23 protein-coding genes are annotated in these 16,007 nt (G+C 60.8%); 13 read left to right on the forward strand and 10 right to left on the reverse strand.

Translation table 11 applies throughout. The features are described 5' to 3' along the window. Positions 1–139: 139 nt before the first annotated feature. A complete protein-coding gene (locus J0663_RS03995) occupies positions 140–466 on the reverse strand; it encodes a DMT family transporter (RefSeq protein WP_375337075.1) in 327 nt (108 codons plus the stop codon). Between the two features lie 32 nt (positions 467–498). Continuing rightward, positions 499–1,062, reverse strand: a complete 564-nt coding sequence (locus J0663_RS04000) for a TetR/AcrR family transcriptional regulator (protein WP_207244421.1) — start codon at positions 1,060–1,062, stop codon at positions 499–501. 169 nt (positions 1,063–1,231) lie between these two features. On the opposite strand from J0663_RS04000, the gene J0663_RS04005 reads away from it, so the two are divergent. Next, a complete protein-coding gene (locus J0663_RS04005; protein WP_207243164.1) occupies positions 1,232–1,621 on the forward strand; it encodes a group II truncated hemoglobin in 390 nt (129 codons plus the stop codon). A 2-nt stretch (positions 1,622–1,623) separates the two neighbouring features. Continuing rightward, positions 1,624–1,995 (forward strand): DUF423 domain-containing protein, encoded by a 372-nt coding sequence (locus tag J0663_RS04010; RefSeq protein WP_207243165.1) that lies wholly within the window; start codon positions 1,624–1,626, stop codon positions 1,993–1,995. Here the strand turns inward: J0663_RS04010 and J0663_RS04015 are convergent. From J0663_RS04015 to J0663_RS04040, 6 genes are all read right to left on the reverse strand, one after another. Beyond that, a complete protein-coding gene (locus J0663_RS04015) occupies positions 1,992–2,363 on the reverse strand; it encodes a bleomycin resistance protein (protein ID WP_207243166.1) in 372 nt (123 codons plus the stop codon). The two genes, J0663_RS04010 and J0663_RS04015, sit on opposite strands and share 4 nt — an antisense overlap. Beyond that, the gene (gene hmuQ / locus J0663_RS04020; protein ID WP_207243167.1) at positions 2,360–2,674 is read right to left on the reverse strand and encodes a heme-degrading protein HmuQ; all 315 of its coding nucleotides are present in this window, start codon (positions 2,672–2,674) and stop codon (positions 2,360–2,362) included. The genes J0663_RS04015 and hmuQ overlap by 4 nt, the downstream gene beginning before the upstream one ends. 9 nt (positions 2,675–2,683) lie before the next feature. Continuing rightward, positions 2,684–2,944 carry a hypothetical protein gene (locus J0663_RS04025; RefSeq protein ID WP_207243168.1) on the reverse strand — a complete coding sequence of 87 codons (261 nt, stop codon included), beginning with the start codon at positions 2,942–2,944 and terminating at the stop codon, positions 2,684–2,686. Further along, complete coding sequence (locus J0663_RS04030; protein WP_207243169.1) at positions 2,941–3,348, reverse strand: DUF2325 domain-containing protein; 408 nt, start codon at positions 3,346–3,348, stop codon at positions 2,941–2,943. Before J0663_RS04030 ends, J0663_RS04025 begins: the two co-directional genes overlap by 4 nt. Before the next feature lie 107 nt (positions 3,349–3,455). Then, entirely contained in the window at positions 3,456–4,778 is a 1,323-nt protein-coding gene (locus tag J0663_RS04035) for an energy transducer TonB family protein (RefSeq protein ID WP_207243170.1), read from the reverse strand. 147 nt (positions 4,779–4,925) lie between these two features. Then, positions 4,926–5,351, reverse strand: a complete 426-nt coding sequence (locus J0663_RS04040) for a hypothetical protein (RefSeq protein WP_207243171.1) — start codon at positions 5,349–5,351, stop codon at positions 4,926–4,928. 177 nt (positions 5,352–5,528) lie between these two features. On the opposite strand from J0663_RS04040, the gene hemP reads away from it, so the two are divergent. From hemP to J0663_RS04080, 8 genes are all read left to right on the forward strand, one after another. Further along, positions 5,529–5,711, forward strand: coding sequence for a hemin uptake protein HemP (hemP, locus tag J0663_RS04045; protein WP_207244422.1), 183 nt, complete (start codon positions 5,529–5,531; stop codon positions 5,709–5,711). 8 nt (positions 5,712–5,719) lie between these two features. After that, a complete protein-coding gene (locus J0663_RS04050; protein ID WP_207243172.1) occupies positions 5,720–6,769 on the forward strand; it encodes a hemin-degrading factor in 1,050 nt (349 codons plus the stop codon). Between the two features lie 11 nt (positions 6,770–6,780). Further along, positions 6,781–7,710: a heme/hemin ABC transporter substrate-binding protein gene (locus tag J0663_RS04055; protein WP_207243173.1), complete on the forward strand. Its 930-nt coding sequence runs from the start codon at positions 6,781–6,783 to the stop codon at positions 7,708–7,710. Positions 7,711–7,712: 2 nt separating this feature from the next. Further along, a complete protein-coding gene (locus tag J0663_RS04060) occupies positions 7,713–8,825 on the forward strand; it encodes a FecCD family ABC transporter permease (protein ID WP_207243174.1) in 1,113 nt (370 codons plus the stop codon). 9 nt (positions 8,826–8,834) lie between these two features. Beyond that, complete coding sequence (locus tag J0663_RS04065; RefSeq protein WP_207243175.1) at positions 8,835–9,629, forward strand: heme ABC transporter ATP-binding protein; 795 nt, start codon at positions 8,835–8,837, stop codon at positions 9,627–9,629. A gap of 147 nt (positions 9,630–9,776) precedes the next feature. Next, a complete protein-coding gene (locus J0663_RS04070; RefSeq protein WP_207243176.1) occupies positions 9,777–10,121 on the forward strand; it encodes a DUF883 family protein in 345 nt (114 codons plus the stop codon). A 9-nt stretch (positions 10,122–10,130) separates the two neighbouring features. Further along, on the forward strand, positions 10,131–10,529 hold the full coding sequence (locus tag J0663_RS04075; RefSeq protein WP_207243177.1) for a hypothetical protein: 399 nt from the start codon (positions 10,131–10,133) through the stop codon (positions 10,527–10,529). A 243-nt stretch (positions 10,530–10,772) separates the two neighbouring features. Continuing rightward, on the forward strand, positions 10,773–11,174 hold the full coding sequence (locus J0663_RS04080) for a GNAT family N-acetyltransferase (protein WP_207243178.1): 402 nt from the start codon (positions 10,773–10,775) through the stop codon (positions 11,172–11,174). Positions 11,175–11,218: 44 nt separating this feature from the next. Here the strand turns inward: J0663_RS04080 and J0663_RS04085 are convergent, their stop codons facing one another. Together J0663_RS04085 and J0663_RS04090 are read right to left on the reverse strand one after the other, a co-directional pair. Further along, on the reverse strand, positions 11,219–11,776 hold the full coding sequence (locus J0663_RS04085; protein WP_064695458.1) for an RNA polymerase sigma factor: 558 nt from the start codon (positions 11,774–11,776) through the stop codon (positions 11,219–11,221). 9 nt (positions 11,777–11,785) lie between these two features. Next, positions 11,786–11,992, reverse strand: a complete 207-nt coding sequence (locus J0663_RS04090) for a NepR family anti-sigma factor (RefSeq protein WP_207243179.1) — start codon at positions 11,990–11,992, stop codon at positions 11,786–11,788. Between the two features lie 253 nt (positions 11,993–12,245). Here J0663_RS04090 and J0663_RS04095 point away from each other — a divergent pair, with 253 nt between their 5' ends. The 3 genes from J0663_RS04095 (at position 12,246) to J0663_RS04105 (ending at position 15,992) form a co-directional block, all read left to right on the forward strand. Further along, a complete protein-coding gene (locus J0663_RS04095) occupies positions 12,246–13,040 on the forward strand; it encodes a response regulator (RefSeq protein WP_207243180.1) in 795 nt (264 codons plus the stop codon). Between the two features lie 191 nt (positions 13,041–13,231). Beyond that, positions 13,232–14,227, forward strand: a complete 996-nt coding sequence (locus tag J0663_RS04100; RefSeq protein ID WP_207244423.1) for a sensor histidine kinase — start codon at positions 13,232–13,234, stop codon at positions 14,225–14,227. Positions 14,228–14,630: 403 nt separating this feature from the next. Next, a complete protein-coding gene (locus tag J0663_RS04105; protein ID WP_207243181.1) occupies positions 14,631–15,992 on the forward strand; it encodes an NAD(P)-dependent oxidoreductase in 1,362 nt (453 codons plus the stop codon). Positions 15,993–16,007 lie beyond the last annotated feature (15 nt).

A 16,007-nucleotide genomic window follows, 5' to 3' on the forward strand; every position in this document is an offset into this window, starting at 1 on the left:
AGCGCTTTGGAAAAGCGGCGTTATTCGCGCCTCGTCTCCTCCACGTTCAAGCAACTCATAGACCTTTGTCAGGAATTTGACAAAGGGGAAATTTTTCCGGGGGGAGCGCGAGGAAGTTTTCGCTAATATCGGTGCAAAATCAATGAAAAACGGACTTTGAGAACAGGTTGACCACGACGACGCCTGATATAATCAGGCCGAGGCCTACAATGGCCGGCAGGTCGAGACGCTGCTTGAAGAAAATCAGGCCGACGGAAGAAATCAGGACGATTCCCAAAGCGCTCCAAATCGCATAGGCGATGCCGACGGGGATGCTTTTCAGCGTGAGCGACAGGCAATAGAAGGCAGCCGCATAGCAGGCGACGACAAGCGCCGTCGGCCCGATGCGGGTGAACTGCTGCGACAATTGCAGCGCGGTCGTGCCGATGACCTCGAGCACGATGGCTGCAAAGAGCAGCCCGTAGATGGCGGCCTGGCTCATGGTTGAATTCCCTGCTGTTACTTTCCGGTCAGTTCGACAAGGCGGTCGATGAGATTGCGCCTCAGAGCGTCGTTGATGTCATGGCTTTCCAACGTGTCTGCGAACCACAGCCCGTCGGCGGCGAAACGCACGATCTGCGCATCGAGCGAGGAATCGGTGCCGACATATTCCTCAGCCCGCGCCTGGACCCATTGACGCCAGCGCAGGCGCAGCCGGGGTTCGGCGAGAAGCGCGATGGTCACCTGGGTCCAGCTCCGGGAATCATCGGGACGATCCCTGAGGCCGGACACTGCCTCGAGATAGGCGCGGGTGAAGCGGCCCTGCGGCAATGGATCGCCGCGCATCAGTTCCTCGATGTCGGCGTCGAACCTGTCGAGCAGGCTCTCGAACAGCGCGTCGAGCAGCGCATTCTTCGTCGGGAAGTGATGCAGCAGCCCGCCTTTGCTGACACTGGAGGCGGCAGAGACGGCATCGAGGGTTACCGCCGCCATGCCGTCGCTCGCCGCAAGACGCGCCGCGACCTCCAGCAACTGCTGGCGCACGAGCGCCGGTTGTTTCTTGCGATGATGAGCGGTCGACATACGCGTCATAAAGATACCGTCCAGACGGTTTGTCAAGGGAAATCAGCTGAATCTCCTGCCGCGCTGGAATTATGGGCGAAATGCCGCGGCACTTTGATGACAGTTGCGATCATTTGCCATCAGGTGCATGAAGGGTCGGGCGCATAGGAACGATATCGGGGATGATTTCGTGACGGAGAAGGTCACCACTTTATATGAAGCGATCGGCGGCGATCCGGTCGTGCGGGCGCTGACGCGACGCTTCTACGCGCTGATGGATGCACTTCCGGAGGCAAGCCACGTGCGCGCCGTGCACCCGGCGAGCCTCGAAGGAAGCGAAGAGAAATTCTACGAATACATGACCGGCTATCTCGGCGGGCCGCCGCTTTATACCGACAAACGCGGCCATCCGCGCTTGCGCAGCCGCCATTTCGTCGCCGAGATCGGCCCGATCGAGCGCGACGAATGGCTGCTCTGCTTTCGCCGCGCGCTTGACGAAACGGTATCGAGCCAATCGCTTCGCGATCTCATCTGGGCGCCGGTCGAACGCCTTGCCTATCACATGCAAAACAAGGAATAATCATGAGGCTCAACGCGCGCCTGGAGCCGGCGCTCTATTTCTTTGCCGGCCTGTTCGGCGTAGCCGGCGTGGCGCTCGCAGCGCTTGCCGTCCATGGCGGCGGTGATGCCAACCTAGCCGCATCCGCGTCCGCCATGTGCCTAGCGCATGCCCCCGCCTTGCTGGCATTGGCGCTCGGTGCCACCCGGCTTAAAACCGCCTGGCTGGCCGGTTTTCTAATGATCGTCGGAACCCTGCTTTTTGCCGGCGATCTCGTCACGCTCCGCTTTTCCGGCTCCGGGCTCTTCCCCTACGCCGCGCCGACCGGCGGCTGGGCGATGATGCTTGGCTGGCTGGCCGTTGCGGGAGGCGCTATCTTCCGACTGAGGGCTTAGACGCGCTGCTGCGGCACACGGCCAAAGCGCAAGAGATTGCCGTGCGGGTCATGGATGTAGAATTCCTCCATATTCCACGGCCGCACTTCCATCTCGGTCAGGCGCTCAATGCCCCTTTCGAGATATTCCGCGTGAAGAGCGCCGATAGCGCCGCCCCTGAGGTAGACAGAGGTCTTCTCGCAAAGCCCCGCATCTGTGGTGCGCCAAAAATGCAGTTCCATCTCGTCACGCCGCAGTATGAGATAGTCTTCCGCCTGATAGACGACATTGGCAAAACCGAGCTTGTCTCGATAGAAGGCCAGCGTCGCGTCGATATCGAGCGACGGCAGAACCGGCAGGACCTCGATACGATCAGACCCCTGTTTCATATGCCATCCACCACGTTGAAGCCTTCGAACACGGGCGGTCCCTTGTACATCGCCTTGCGGTCGCCGGCATTGCGGTGCGCCGCGCGAAAATTCTCGGATTTCGTCCAGTTCCGAAAATCGTCTTCGCTGCTCCAGACCGTGTGTGAGGAATAGAGCGTATAGCCCTCCTCTTCGTCGGCCTTGCCGCGCAGCAGGCGGAATTCGATGAAACCAGGCACCTCGGCCAGGCTGGAATCGCGGTTGCGCCAGACTGTTTCGAAATCGCCCTCGGTCCCGGTTACAACCTTGAAGCGGTTCATTGCGATATACATGGAGTCTCCTTACGCCTTCCTGGCCACGCGCGCGGGAAAGGCGAGAATATTATTGCCGTTTGCCGCCGCCGTGCCAACCGGCTTTGTCGCGGCTTCCCCGGGCATACGCGCCTCCCAGGTCGGGAACAGCGTTACGTTCTGATGGAACTGCTGGCGTTCGGCATGCAGCAGGAAAAGTTCGTAGAGCTCGGGCACGAGGCCGTCGCCGCTCTGCGCGGCGAGCTTGTGCAGACCGATCATGGTGAAGCCATCGCGGCGCTGGTCGTTCATCGGGAGTTGTCTCGTTCGTTCATCGTCTGCAGCGCACGCTCCAGGCTGGACTTGCTGCCATTGCGAAGCGGGATGAAGGCCTTGCTGAACTTCTTGCAGCCGGTCTTCACGCGCAGGCAGGCATCGTGGCTGATACAGTCGATCGGGCAGAAGACGCAGTCGACCGAGGGAAGCAGCGTGTCGATGCGGGAAACCGCCTCACGCAAGCCGCCATCATGATGGATGAGCTCGGCGCCGAAATTGCTGGCGATCTGGCGAAGATGCGCCACCTGGCAGTCACGACCGCCGACATAGAGGAAACTGCGGCCATCCAGTTTGGATCGTCCGTGGGATGCCTGGCCGGCGTCCTCAGCCGCGCTGTCGCGGACTTCCCGGTTCGATCCCTTCTTGCCCTTGCGAGCCATATCCCACCCGTTCGCTCGTTGATCGTCACACGATTCATGCGTGTGCGAACGGACCTTATTAAACTTGATTTTTGGAGTAAAGTATAAAGTTGAATGATTTTATCATATTATTGAACCTCGATCACAAGCGAGTTGAAATTCCTTCCATTTCCACCGGGCGTTGGGCCAAATGGCGCGGCCCGCCTGATAGCATTGACGGCAAGTTGATCGATTTCGGCAACGCCAGATCCGTTCACCACGCGAACGGAGGTCAGGCCTCCGCTTCCATTCACCGAAAACGAGACAACCACGGTTCCCTCGACACCACGTGGCGTTCTGACCGCACGGCGAATGCGACTGCGGACCTTGCCGTCGTAATTGGCAAAAGCTGCACTTCCGACACCATCATTGTTGCTGACGCCGCGTGAACTGTGATCCGACTGAGATGACGAATTACCCTCGGCAACACCTCGTACTGAATCCTGCTGCGCCTCGCCCTGGGAACCAGAGGCCTTTTTCGGCGGCCGCTTCCTCTCAACCTGTTTCGGTTTATCCTGAGCCGCCACTTTTGGCTTCGGCTTCGGCGTCACAATCTCTTGCGGCGCTTCCGGCTCGGGCTGAACCTCCGCCGTTTCGACCGGCTTCACCTCTTCGGGTTCGACCGCCGCAACAGGCGGCACCTCGGACGGCTGCACTTCCGCAGGGACTTCCTCAAGCTTCTGCTCCTCCGGAACAACCGTCGACAACGGCTGCGCAACGGCGGTTTCCGCCGGCACTTCCGAAACGAGAACTTCCGGCTCGACAGCTGCCACGGCTTCCGGAGACACGCGCGTCACCTCTGGAGCCGGAACTTGCTGAACCGGATCTTGCGTCTCGACAGGTGAAACCGCGCTTGGCTGAACGGTTTCCGGCTGAAGGCTTGCCGTTTCCGTTGGCTGGATCGTATCGGGCTCGACAGCCTCCGGAATGATCTCCTCCTGTACCGTCACCTCGGCCTTGCCGGCAGCGGTCTGATCGACATCCGAATTGCCGAACATCACGACACTTACGGCTTCACCAGCTTCCTCGACCGCCTTCTCCGGGATGTGCGGAAAGGCAACGACCAGCGCCGCGGCCAATGCGACGTGAAAGAAGAACGAACCAACACACGTCAGCGCCACCCGCTGCCGCACCGGCGCCTTCTCGTCTTCCTGCTTCTCCACCGCCGCATCCAAGGGCGGCGCGGAAACGGGAGCGGCCGGCGCGGTTTCCGGATGGTCGGGAAAGGAGGATATCTGCGCAAAACGCGTGTAGTGGAACACCGTCTCGCCGGCCGGCTGCCGCTGCGCGTTGCGCAGTTCGGGAAGTTCGTGGCCAGGGTGCATACCGGGTGTATTGTCGTTCAGGCTGCCGCCGGCGTCCGCCTCCCCGATGAGCACGTGTCTCGATCTGGATTTCGCTGAAATCGCCATTCTCTACGCCTCGGAAAGCCTGGAACATGTCCGCCGGGGTTCATCCCGGCGTTTTCGTGAGCAAATTCCAGCAAAACTGCGGAGCGGTTTTGCGTCCGGAATTGCGTGAAAACAAAGAGCTAGAGCATTTCCCCGCATGGAAATGCTCTAACCCTCGAAGGGAACGGAGATCTGCGAGCGGGTGACGAGAGCCTTCATGCACTCGCCGGCGACCGGCCCGTCGCACACCGGCGTGTAGTTGATGAGGATTCGGGTCACGCTCTCGCATTTGACATTCGGCATGTCGAACTGGCGCACGCGCTTCTTGCCTTGCGGCAGATCGCGGAAGTCGAGAACCGTGATGCGGTCGACGGCATTCTTGTCGTTGAAGAAGGCAAGCTCGAAGGAAACCTTGTTGATAGCGGCGGGCAGCTTGTTCAGTGCTACGAAGGTCATCATGCAGCCCTTCTGCGAGGGCGCCAGCGCATTGAGTTCGACATCCAGAGAAGCCGCGGGTGCCGCCTCCTGCGCCTGGCATACGCCAGCAGCCGCCATCATCAAGCCGGCCGCAACGGCCGCAAACCTACCCGTCATAATCTTCTCCGCATTGTCGCGAGCCGTGGGCAAACGGCTTCATATCAGCAATCTCAAAAACTTGACTGCGTTAGTCTCCTATTGCGTCTTTAAAAAACTATGAGTAAGAAAGTCAAGATAATTGTAAACGCAACCGGAGACCTTCAGATCCCCGGTCTTACGGAATTGCCAGCCGAAATGATGGTTGAAAAGCCAGATACCTTTAAGCATGCGCCACTGCCTTCCGAGACGGCGGCGCAGCACCGAATCGTCGAAAGCGCGGATCTTTTCCGCGGCACGAACGAGATCATGATTCGACACGACGGGCTGGTTTACCGCCTGAAGATTACCCGCCAGGGCAAACTCATTCTCAATAAATAGGGCAGGACATGACTGAGCAGAAAAGACCGGCGCCAGCCGAAATCCGCGCGTTTCGCGCCGAGAATCCGAAGATGCGCGAGCGCGAAATCGCCGCTCAGCTGAAGATTTCCGAGGCAGCCCTCGTCGCCGCCGAAACCGGCATCAGCGTCACCCGCATCGATGGCAGCGCATTGAAGCTTCTCGAGCGCGTGGAACGCCTCGGCGAAGTGATGGCGCTGTCGCGCAACGAAAGCGCCGTGCACGAAAAGATCGGCGTCTTCGAAAACATCAAGAGCGGCGCCCAGGCCGCGATCGTCCTCGGCGAGAACATCGACCTGCGCATCTTCCCCAACCGCTGGGAGCATGGCTTTGCCGTCTCCAAGAAGGATGGCGAACAGGAGCGTCTCAGCCTGCAATATTTCGACAAGGCGGGCAACGCCGTGCACAAGGTGCATCTGCGTCCGAATTCCAATATCGAGGCCTATCACGCGATCGTCGCCGAGCTGAGACTCGAGGATCAGTCGCAGGAATTCGTCGAGGCCGAGATCTCGAATGCCGCCAATGAGACCGCCGATGTCAGCCGCGACGAGCTGCGCGACAATTGGAGCAAGCTCACCGATACCCACGAATTCTTCGGCATGCTGAAGCGCCTGAAGATCGGCCGCCAGGCGGCTGTACGCACCGTCGGCGACGACTATGCCTGGCAGCTCGACAACACTGCGACGGCGGGAATGATGCATGCTTCGGTGAAATCGGGCCTGCCGATCATGTGTTTCGTCGCCAATAGCGGCATCGTCCAGATCCATTCCGGCCCGATTTTCAACGTGCAGGCGATGGGTCCGTGGATCAACATCATGGACCCGACCTTCCACCTGCATCTGCGCCAGGATCACATCGCCGAGACCTGGGCGGTGCGCAAGCCGACCAAGGACGGCCACGTCACCTCGCTGGAAGCCTACGATGCCGACGGCGAGATGATCATCCAATTCTTCGGCAAGCGGAAAGAAGGCTCCGACGAACGCGCCGAATGGCGCGAGATCATGGAAAACCTGCCGCGAGCTGCCAGTGTCGCCGCATAAGGATCACAGCGATGACGATGCGTAACAATCTGCGCCGGATTCGTCTATGGGAACTGGCCTTGACGGCTGTTGTCATGGCGCTGCCGCTGATCCTGACAGCGCCGGCCGGCAAGCACTTCTCTCTCATCCGCACCGCTCACGCCGAGGAAAGGAAGCTCGATACGTCGCGCCTCGTTTCGGTCGGCGGCGACGTCACTGAGATCGTCTACGCCCTCGGCGAGGAAGGCCGGCTGATCGCCCGCGACACGACGAGCCTCTATCCGGAGGCGGCGCTGAAGCTCCCGAATGTCGGTTACATGCGGGCACTCTCGCCGGAAGGCATCCTTGCGATGAACCCGACGGCGATCATCGCCGTCGAAGGCTCCGGTCCGCCGGAGGCGCTTGCGGTGCTGAAGAATGCCAGCGTTCCCTTCGAGATGGTGCCGAACGCCTTTACCCGCGACGGCATCATCGCCAAGATCGACCGCGTCGGCACGCTGCTCGGCGTGCCTGACAAGGCAAAGACGCTCGAAGAAAAGGTCGCGGCCGATCTCGACGCAGCGATCGCCGATGCCGAAAGGCGCCCGGAGACGGAGCGCAAGCGCGTTCTCTTCATCCTCAGCGCCCAGAACGGCCGGATCATGGCATCGGGCACCGGCACGGCGGCCGATGGCGTCATCCAGCTTGCCGGGGCCGTCAACGCCGTCGGCGCATTCCCCGGCTATAAGCCGCTGACCGACGAGGCGATCATCGAAGCCAAGCCCGACATCATCCTGATGATGAACCGCGGCGACGGCGCCGGCACTAAGAACGAAGACCTGCTGGCGCAGCCGGCAATCGCGTTGACGCCGGCCGGAGAGAAGAAGGCAATCATCCGGATGGACGGCGTCTACCTGCTCGGCTTCGGCCCGCGTACGGCGAGCGCGGTGCGTGACCTCAATGCGGCGATCTACGGGGGCTGATCATGGCTCTGTCGCAAGCCATGACGCGGCGAAGGCGACCATTCCGGATGGAAGAGATGCGTGATATCGGGCAGACAGGCGACCGGACGCGGCTCGCCCTGCTAGCAATCACCGTGCTTGCCGCCGGCTCGGTCTTCTCGATGCTGTTTTCGGTGACCACCGGCGCTTCGGATGCATCGATCCTCGACGTGATCCGCAACATGACGGGCACGGAGACCGCGCTCAGCGCCCGCGATCGAATAATCATCTTCGACATCCGCCTGCCGAGGGCGATCCTCGGCTTCCTGATCGGCGCCTCGCTGGCCGTTTCAGGCACGCTGATGCAGGGCCTCTTCCGCAATCCGCTGGCCGATCCCGGCCTCGTCGGCGTCTCCTCCGGCGCAAGCTTCGGCGCGGTCGCCATCATCGTGCTTGGCGGCGGTCTCGCGGCCCCGCTCGTAGCAATTTTCGGCATCTACGCTCTGCCGGCGGCCGCCTTCGGCGGCGGCCTCGCCACGACGCTGCTGCTCTACAGGATCGCCACCCGCCAAGGCCAGACCTCGGTGGCAACGATGCTGCTTGCTGGTATCGCGCTGGGCGCGCTCGCCCTGGCGCTGACCGGCCTGCTGATCTACATGGCGAACGACCAGCAGCTGCGCGACCTGACCTTCTGGAGCATGGGTTCGCTTGCCGGTGCCACATGGACGAAGATCGCCGCCGCCGGCCCGATCATTCTTCTTTCCTTCACCGCCTTGCCCTTCATGGCTCGCGGGCTCAATGCCATCACGCTCGGCGAGGCCGCCGCCTTTCATATGGGCGTACCGGTGCAGCGGCTGAAGAATGTGGCGATCGTCGGCGTCGCCGCTGCGACCGGCGCTTCCGTCGCCGTCAGTGGCGGCATCGGCTTCGTCGGCATCGTCGTGCCGCATATCCTGCGCATGGCGATCGGCCCGGATCATCGTTTCCTGCTGCCGGCCGCAGCTCTTCTCGGCGGCTCGCTGCTAATCTTCGCAGACGTTCTCGCCCGCACGCTGGTTGCCCCGGCCGAACTGCCGATTGGCATCATCACCGCCGCGGTCGGCGGGCCGTTCTTCCTGTGGATTCTGCTGAAGCAGCGTTCGCGCGTTGCCCTGTGAGCGACTGAAATGATCGAAGTTTCCGGCGTCTCGGTGCGCCTTTCCGGCAAAGCCATCGTCAGCGACGTCTCCTTCACCGCAAAAGCCGGAGAACTGACGGCGATCGCCGGACCGAACGGCTCCGGCAAAACGACGACGATGAAGGCGATTTCAGGCGAACTCGCCTATAACGGTTCCGTGCGCATCGGCGGCGACGAGGTGAAGGGCCTGAAACCCTGGCAGCTTGCCGCCATTCGCGGCGTGCTGCCGCAGGCAAGCACCATTGCCTTTCCTTTCACCGTGCGCGAAATCGTCCGCATGGGCCTGACCTCCGGCCTGAACCTGCATCCCGACAAGGCCGATCAGACGGCGGCTGCCGCCCTTGCCTCGGTCGACCTCGTCGGCTTCGAAGGCCGTTTCTACCAGGAACTCTCAGGCGGCGAGCAGCAGCGCGTGCAGCTGGCCCGCGTCCTCTGCCAGATCGCCGAGCCCGTTGTCGACGGCGAGCCCTGCTGGCTGCTGCTCGATGAGCCGGTCTCGAGCCTCGACATCAGCCATCAGCTGGCCATCATGGCGCTTGCCCGCAATTTCTGCGAACGCGGCGGCGGCGTCATCGCCGTCATGCACGACCTCAACCTGACCGCCCTCTTTGCCGACCGGCTCGTGCTGATGAAATCCGGCCGCCTCGCCGCCGCCGGAAACGTCAAGGAGGTGCTGACCGACGAGACGATGCTGTCGGTGTTCGGTTGTGCACTCAGGATCAACCAGGTGCCTGCCGATGGCACGGCTTTCGTGCTCGCCCACAGCGCCCTTTCCCGTTTCTGAGCCTGCGCGGGCGGAACTTTTGCCCCCGCAACACGTTGTCGGCATTGATCTGGGTCAATGCCGGGCGACATCATTCATGCAACGGACGGTGGTGACCCTGGTGCGAAACAGGCGGGCTTGTGCGCGCCCCAGCCAATGGAGACAGCCATGACCTATTCCCTCTTCCACTCCGGCCGCAGCCGCCGCAATGGCACCTTCCATAACCTCGAATCCGGCATCGAAGAACAGATCGAGGCATTGCGCGACGAGCTCGCCGAACTGACGCGCCTCGTCGGCAAGAACTCACGCCATCAGAGCGAGAAGATTCGCAGCCAGGCCACCGCCGGCTTTGAGGATCTGCTCGGCCGCAGCGAGGATCTGCTGCGTGAGCTTCAGCACGGCTACGAACGCGGCGCGACCGAAATGCGCGAGACAGTGCGCAAACATCCCCTGGCAACCATCGGCGCCGCTGCCGCTTTCGGCTTGGCCATCGCCTTCCTCGCGCGTCGCTGAGGAAACGCGATGCTCTCGATCCTCAGCCTGCTGACGGGCGCAAGCGTGCATCGGACAATCGCGCGCGCCAAACGCAACAGCATCTTCATCGCGCTCGCCCTACTCTTCCTTCTCACCGCCTATGCTCTGGCAGTCACAGCTGGCACCATCTGGCTTGCCGGCATTTATGGCCCGATTGGCGCGGCCCTTTTCCTCGCCGCTTGTGCGCTATTAATCGCCATTATAGCATTGGTAGTGATGGCGGTGATCAACGCCCAGGAGAAACGCCGGGCCCGTGAACGCCGCGCGGCGCTGGAATCGCTGGCGACGGTCGGCCTCGGCCTCGTCCGCGCCCAACCGCTCCTGACGGCCGGCGTGTTGGCGGCCATCGTGGCGGCGAATCTGGTGGGTTCGAAGCGCGACGATTGATGGTTGAGCCATGCGCAACGTGATGGGGAATTGACGAGGTCGCGGCATCTCCCCTTCGCCCCCGACGCGGAGAAGTGCCAGCCGAAGGGGCTGAGAGTCGACTGGTCGGCGATTTTTATGCGCCACGTCCTTGCGGTGCCACCCCTGTCGCACTCATCGGCTTCGCACTGACGAGTCGGCTGCTCCTCATCGATCCGCTGACGATCTCGGCGGCTGCCAATCGCCGGACTTGGAAACCGCTCCATGCCAGAACTCCGCATCGACCCCTACCCCTCAAATGAGGAGCTCGCCGTACTTTGGGCCAGCGGCTGGGACACAACACGGCCGCCGGATTTTGCCTGCATCCTGCCGCGTAGCCTTGCCCATATCGGCGCCTATCACGAGGGCCGGCTGATCGGCTTCGTCAATGTCGCCTGGGATGGTGGCATCCATGCCTTCATCCTCGACACTTGTGTGCATCACCATATGCGGCGGCAGGGCATCGGCACGGCGCTGGTGCAGGAGGCGGTACGGGTGGCGCGAGAGCGCAGGGCAGAGTGGCTGCATGTCGATTTCGAGACAAATCTGGCGGGCTTCTACCGTGCCTGCGGTTTCTGCTCGACCGAGGCCGGTCTAATCCGACTGCAAGACAGGAGCGGCCGGTAGCTGCCGGAGGAGAAGCAGTGCCCTCCTCCCCAATATAATCCGTCTCAGAAAGCAAACGCCTTCGACGTCAGCGGCGCAGATGTCGCGTCGGGGCCGAAATCAGCCTCGCCCGATATTTGCAGCAGTTCTTGCAGCCGCTGGCGAGCGCGGTTGACGCGGCTCTTGATGGTGCCGACGGCGCAGCCGCAGATTTCGGCGGCTTCCTCGTAAGAAAAGCCCGAAGCGCCGACGAGGATGATCGCTTCGCGCTGGTCCGGCGGCAACTGGTCGAGCGCCTTCTTGAAGTCCTGCAGATCGAGCGCGCCGTATTGGGAGGGATGCATCGCCATCGATTCCGTGAACAGACCGTCGCTGTCCTGCACCTCGCGGCCACTCTTGCGCATCTGGCTGTACAGCTCGTTGCGCAGGATCGTGAAGAGCCAGGCCTTCATATTGGTGCCCATCTCGAAATGATCCTGCTTGGCCCAGGCCTTCATGATGGTGTCTTGAACGAGATCATCGGCGCGGTCGTGCCGGCCTATCAGCGAAATAGCAAAGGCGCGAAGGCTAGGGAGGGCCGCCAGCAATTCCCGCTTGAAGCTGGGTTGCACTTTTTCTTCCATGCGACGATCCTATTCGGCCATCTTGGCGGAAGCCATCATCTCGGCATGGTCGAGCTTTTCGAGAAGATCGAGAAAACGATCCGGGATCGCCTCATCCTGTGCGGCCGCATAAAGCGACCGCAATTTGACACCGATCTGATTGTTCGGGTCCAGGATATCGCTTGCCCGCAGCTCCAGCTTTCGCTGATCGGCTGCATCCTTCTTGCGTGTCGTCATCAATTCGTCTTCTCGCCGTTTATCCGTTCCAGAGGCGTGCATGGTAATCACGAAATCAACCATCGATACTGACCGTTGCACTATCGATGTCGCTGATGTTTGCCGCGGCATGGGTCAAAATGCTACGCCCTTCCTTTGTCGGCTGGAATAATGCAGCGCGACAAAAAAAGTTCCTCCCGTTCCGGAACTTTTTTATCAAGGCAACGTTAATTGCTCATTGAACCTACGACCGGCCTGCATACGGGAGCCATTGATGACACTTTCTACTCGAATTGCGCCGCACCTTCCTTATCTGCGTCGCTATTCCCGCGCCCTTACCGGCACCCAGACTTCAGGCGACGCTTATGTCGCTGCCGTTCTCGAAGCTATTATAGCCGACCTGTCGATTTTCCCTGATACGGCAAATGACCGGGTCGCACTTTACAAACTGTTCACCCAACTGTTTGGTTCCACCGCAGTTCAGATTCCGGAGCCAACCTCGCCTTACGCATGGGAACAGCGCGCCACGCTCAACCTGTCGAAGGTTTCACCGGGCGCTCGTCAGGCCTTCCTTCTCGCTTCGGTGGAGAATTTCCGCGTTGCTGAGATCGCAGAAATTCTCGAACTCGACGAACAGGATGTCATGCACCTGCTCGACAAGGCCTCGCAGGAGATCTCCCGTCAGGTCGCAACCGACATCATGATCATCGAGGACGAACCGCTCATCGCCATGGATATAGAGCAGATGGTTGAAAGCCTCGGCCATCGCGTCACCGGCATTGCCCGTACGCATGCTGAAGCCGTCGCGCTCTACAACAAGACAAAGCCGAGCATGGTGCTTGCCGACATCCAGCTTGCTGATGGCAGTTCCGGTATTGACGCGGTCAACGACATCCTCAAGACGTCGAGCGTGCCGGTGATCTTCATCACCGCGTTCCCGGAACGGCTTTTGACGGGCGAGCGCCCCGAACCCACTTTCCTCGTCACTAAGCCGTTCAATCCCGACATGGTCAAAGCACTGATCAGCCAAGCGCTTTTCTTCAATGAATCGACCAAGGTAGCCGCCTGAGCCGCAATTTGCCGGCCTTCGGAACCAATCGCCGAAACAGGCGTTCCGGTGCAACCGGGATGCCCCGAAGGCTTTAACGGTTTTTGCAGCGCTTTGTTCTAGAGTTGGCAGGCAGTTTCGGGAAGGGCGCTCCCTTCGGCGACGTTCGAGATGTCACAAGGAAAGGCGGCCGAGTGAATACGACTGAACCATTGTCGGGCACGCCTTTCACTTTCGAAGGCAAAGCCGCAATGATGGAGCGGGCGCTCGGCAGCGCCGGGATTTCAATCCTTTGCCAGGACGCCCGGCTTTTGATCTTCTACGCCGAAAATCTGCCGCCGCATTTCGCCGCGCTTTTTATGCCCGGCGGCAGCGATGCCGCCCTGTTCGGCGAGGTCCATGGGCAATATCTGACGGCGCTGAAACGCAAGGTGCTGGAGACCGGCATTCCCAACAATGCCGAGGTCGAGATCGATGTCGACGGCGAAATGCGAACCTATGAATTGAAAATCCAACGCACCGGCGAACGCGGCACGCTGGGACTGCTGTCCGTCATGACGGAAGTCACCGAAACCCGGCATCGTGAAAAAGTGCTGAAATCGCTGCTGCGCGAGCTTTCGCACCGCTCGAAGAACCTCCTTGCCATCATCCAGGGCATTGCGACGCAAACGGCGCGCAATACGCTTTCTCTCGACAGCTTCCTCCTGAAGTTCCGCGGCAGGCTGCAATCGCTTTCCAATTCCCAGGACCTGGTCACGGATTCGAGCTGGCGCGGCGCCTATCTCTTTGAACTTGCGGAAAAACAGTTCGCTCCTTACTGGCCTGAGACATCAGGCTCCATGCCAATCTACGGCATCAACGCCCATCTGACGCCGAATGCCGCCGTGCATCTCGGCCTTGCGCTGCACGAACTGATCGTCAATTCCGCCTCCTACGGCGCGATATCGGGCGGCGCCGCCTCCATCACGTTGAACTGCCGCGAGGCCGGGATCAACGACAGGAAGGCCATCGAGATCACCTGGAACGAAGTGCTGCAGGATCAGTCTGAAGTCCATGAATTCAGCGAGAACAGCTTCGGCCGCACCGTATTGGAGCGTGTCGTGCCCTCGTCGGTCAACGGCAAAGCGGAATTGAACCTCGTGCCCGGCCGCATCGAATATCGTCTTACCATTCCGGAAACCGAATTCGAAATCTTCAAGCGTGTGTGAAGTCTGACACCGCTAACAACGGAAAAACAGCCGGTGCGAGGGCGGCGCACCGGCTGTCTTCACTCACCGGGAGGGGACCGTGAGTACGTCCGGATAGTGGGTTGGGGGCGCGCATGTTGGGTCGATGCGATCACCATCCGGATACCGCAATAACGGCGAGCGCAAACTTTGGTTCCCTTCCATCCGAAAAAAAGTCAGCTTTTTTGGATCTTTTTTCGGATGCTCCCCCGTCGCTCCCCCGTCAGGCATTCCATTGCTGCACATCGCACGAATTACGCTAACAAAAATACAGGCTTAGCCTCGTCGATTTTCCGGATCTTCAAAAAATTTTACCGTTTGATAAATTTTTAAACCTGAGTTACCCTTCGCTCACAGGCCGTTTACCAATAATGAGGGAACTTCAATGGAACGACTGGAAACTGGGATTCATGCCGGCCGGCTTTCGTCCGCTGAGTATGAGGCTAATTTTTCCGATCTGCATCCGCGCCTCGACAATCATGAAGCGCTGGTCGCCGCCGATCGCTGTTATTTCTGCTATGACGCGCCGTGCATGACGGCCTGTCCCACCTCGATCGACATTCCGCTCTTCATCCGCCAGATTTCGACCGGCAATCCGCTCGGGTCGGCAAAGACGATCTTCGATCAGAACATTCTTGGCGGCATGTGCGCCCGCGTCTGTCCCACCGAAGAGCTTTGCGAACAGGCCTGTGTGCGCAATACGGCCGAAGAGCGTCCCGTCGAGATCGGCCGCCTGCAGCGTTATGCCACCGATGCCGCGATGCAGGCCGGCAAGCAGTTCTATGTCAGAGCCGAACCGTCGGGAAAGAGGATTGCCGTCGTCGGCGCAGGCCCGGCAGGCCTTGCCGCTGCCCATCGCCTGGCCGTGAAGGGCCATTCCGTCACGATTTACGACGCAAGGGAAAAATCCGGCGGCCTCAACGAATACGGCATCGCCACCTATAAGACGGTCGACGATTTCGCCCAGCAGGAAGTCGAATACATCCTCTCGATCGGCGGCATCGAGGTGCGCCATGGCGCCCTTCTCGGCCGCGATTTTTCGCTTTCCGATCTGCAGGCGCAATATGACGCCGTCTTCCTCGGCATCGGCCTTGCCGGTGTCAATGCGTTGCGCATCGAGGGCGAAAACCTTGCGGGCGTCGACGATGCCGTCGATTTCATCGCGGCGTTGCGCCAAGCTGAAGACAAGAGTGACATCGCCATCGGCCGCCGCGTCGTCGTGCTTGGCGGCGGCATGACGGCAATCGACGCCGCCGTGCAGGCAAAGCTCCTCGGCGCCGAGGAGGTGACGATCTGCTACCGCCGCGGCAAGGAGCACATGAACGCCTCCGAATACGAGCAGGATCTGGCCAGTTCCAAAGGCGTCATCATCCGCCACTGGCTGGCGCCGAAATCGATCCTGTCGCAGGACGGCAAGGTCGCTGCGATCGAAGTGGAATACACCAAACTCGTCGAAGGCCGCCTCGTCGGCACCGGTGAAACGGGTGTGATCGCCGCCGACCAGATCTTCAAGGCGATCGGCCAGACCTTCGAGGCCTCCGGTCTCGGCTCGCTGCGCATGGAATCCGGCCGCATCGCCGTCGACACTGAAGGCCATACCTCGCTCGACGGCGTCTGGGCCGGCGGCGACTGCGTCTTCGGCGGCGAGGACCTCACGGTTTCCGCCGTTGCCCACGGCCGCGACGCGGCTGAATCCATCCATCGCGCCCTCACCGCAGCCGCTGCTCCGGCTGTCGCGGTTGCTTGAAGGGGAGAATGAACA

This window comes from Rhizobium lentis, from assembly GCF_017352135.1.
Taxonomy (GTDB): Bacteria; Pseudomonadota; Alphaproteobacteria; order Rhizobiales; family Rhizobiaceae; genus Rhizobium; species Rhizobium lentis.

Bases quoted from the DNA above. Each gene is read 5' to 3' on its own strand.
- J0663_RS04000 (WP_207244421.1), bottom strand. From the start codon at position 1,062: ATGTCGACCGCTCATCATCGCAAGAAACAACCGGCGCTCGTGCGCCAG.
- J0663_RS04010 (WP_207243165.1), top strand. From the start codon at position 1,624: ATGAGGCTCAACGCGCGCCTGGAGCCGGCGCTCTATTTCTTTGCCGGC.
- J0663_RS04015 (WP_207243166.1), bottom strand. From the start codon at position 2,363: ATGAAACAGGGGTCTGATCGTATCGAGGTCCTGCCGGTTCTGCCGTCG.
- hmuQ (WP_207243167.1), bottom strand. From the start codon at position 2,674: ATGTATATCGCAATGAACCGCTTCAAGGTTGTAACCGGGACCGAGGGC.
- J0663_RS04025 (WP_207243168.1), bottom strand. From the start codon at position 2,944: ATGAACGACCAGCGCCGCGATGGCTTCACCATGATCGGTCTGCACAAG.
- J0663_RS04030 (WP_207243169.1), bottom strand. From the start codon at position 3,348: ATGGCTCGCAAGGGCAAGAAGGGATCGAACCGGGAAGTCCGCGACAGC.
- J0663_RS04035 (WP_207243170.1), bottom strand. From the start codon at position 4,778: ATGGCGATTTCAGCGAAATCCAGATCGAGACACGTGCTCATCGGGGAG.
- J0663_RS04040 (WP_207243171.1), bottom strand. From the start codon at position 5,351: ATGACGGGTAGGTTTGCGGCCGTTGCGGCCGGCTTGATGATGGCGGCT.
- hemP (WP_207244422.1), top strand. From the start codon at position 5,529: ATGATGGTTGAAAAGCCAGATACCTTTAAGCATGCGCCACTGCCTTCC.
- J0663_RS04050 (WP_207243172.1), top strand. From the start codon at position 5,720: ATGACTGAGCAGAAAAGACCGGCGCCAGCCGAAATCCGCGCGTTTCGC.
- J0663_RS04055 (WP_207243173.1), top strand. From the start codon at position 6,781: ATGACGATGCGTAACAATCTGCGCCGGATTCGTCTATGGGAACTGGCC.
- J0663_RS04060 (WP_207243174.1), top strand. From the start codon at position 7,713: ATGGCTCTGTCGCAAGCCATGACGCGGCGAAGGCGACCATTCCGGATG.
- J0663_RS04065 (WP_207243175.1), top strand. From the start codon at position 8,835: ATGATCGAAGTTTCCGGCGTCTCGGTGCGCCTTTCCGGCAAAGCCATC.
- J0663_RS04070 (WP_207243176.1), top strand. From the start codon at position 9,777: ATGACCTATTCCCTCTTCCACTCCGGCCGCAGCCGCCGCAATGGCACC.
- J0663_RS04075 (WP_207243177.1), top strand. From the start codon at position 10,131: ATGCTCTCGATCCTCAGCCTGCTGACGGGCGCAAGCGTGCATCGGACA.
- J0663_RS04080 (WP_207243178.1), top strand. From the start codon at position 10,773: ATGCCAGAACTCCGCATCGACCCCTACCCCTCAAATGAGGAGCTCGCC.
- J0663_RS04085 (WP_064695458.1), bottom strand. From the start codon at position 11,776: ATGGAAGAAAAAGTGCAACCCAGCTTCAAGCGGGAATTGCTGGCGGCC.
- J0663_RS04090 (WP_207243179.1), bottom strand. From the start codon at position 11,992: ATGACGACACGCAAGAAGGATGCAGCCGATCAGCGAAAGCTGGAGCTG.
- J0663_RS04095 (WP_207243180.1), top strand. From the start codon at position 12,246: ATGACACTTTCTACTCGAATTGCGCCGCACCTTCCTTATCTGCGTCGC.
- J0663_RS04105 (WP_207243181.1), top strand. From the start codon at position 14,631: ATGGAACGACTGGAAACTGGGATTCATGCCGGCCGGCTTTCGTCCGCT.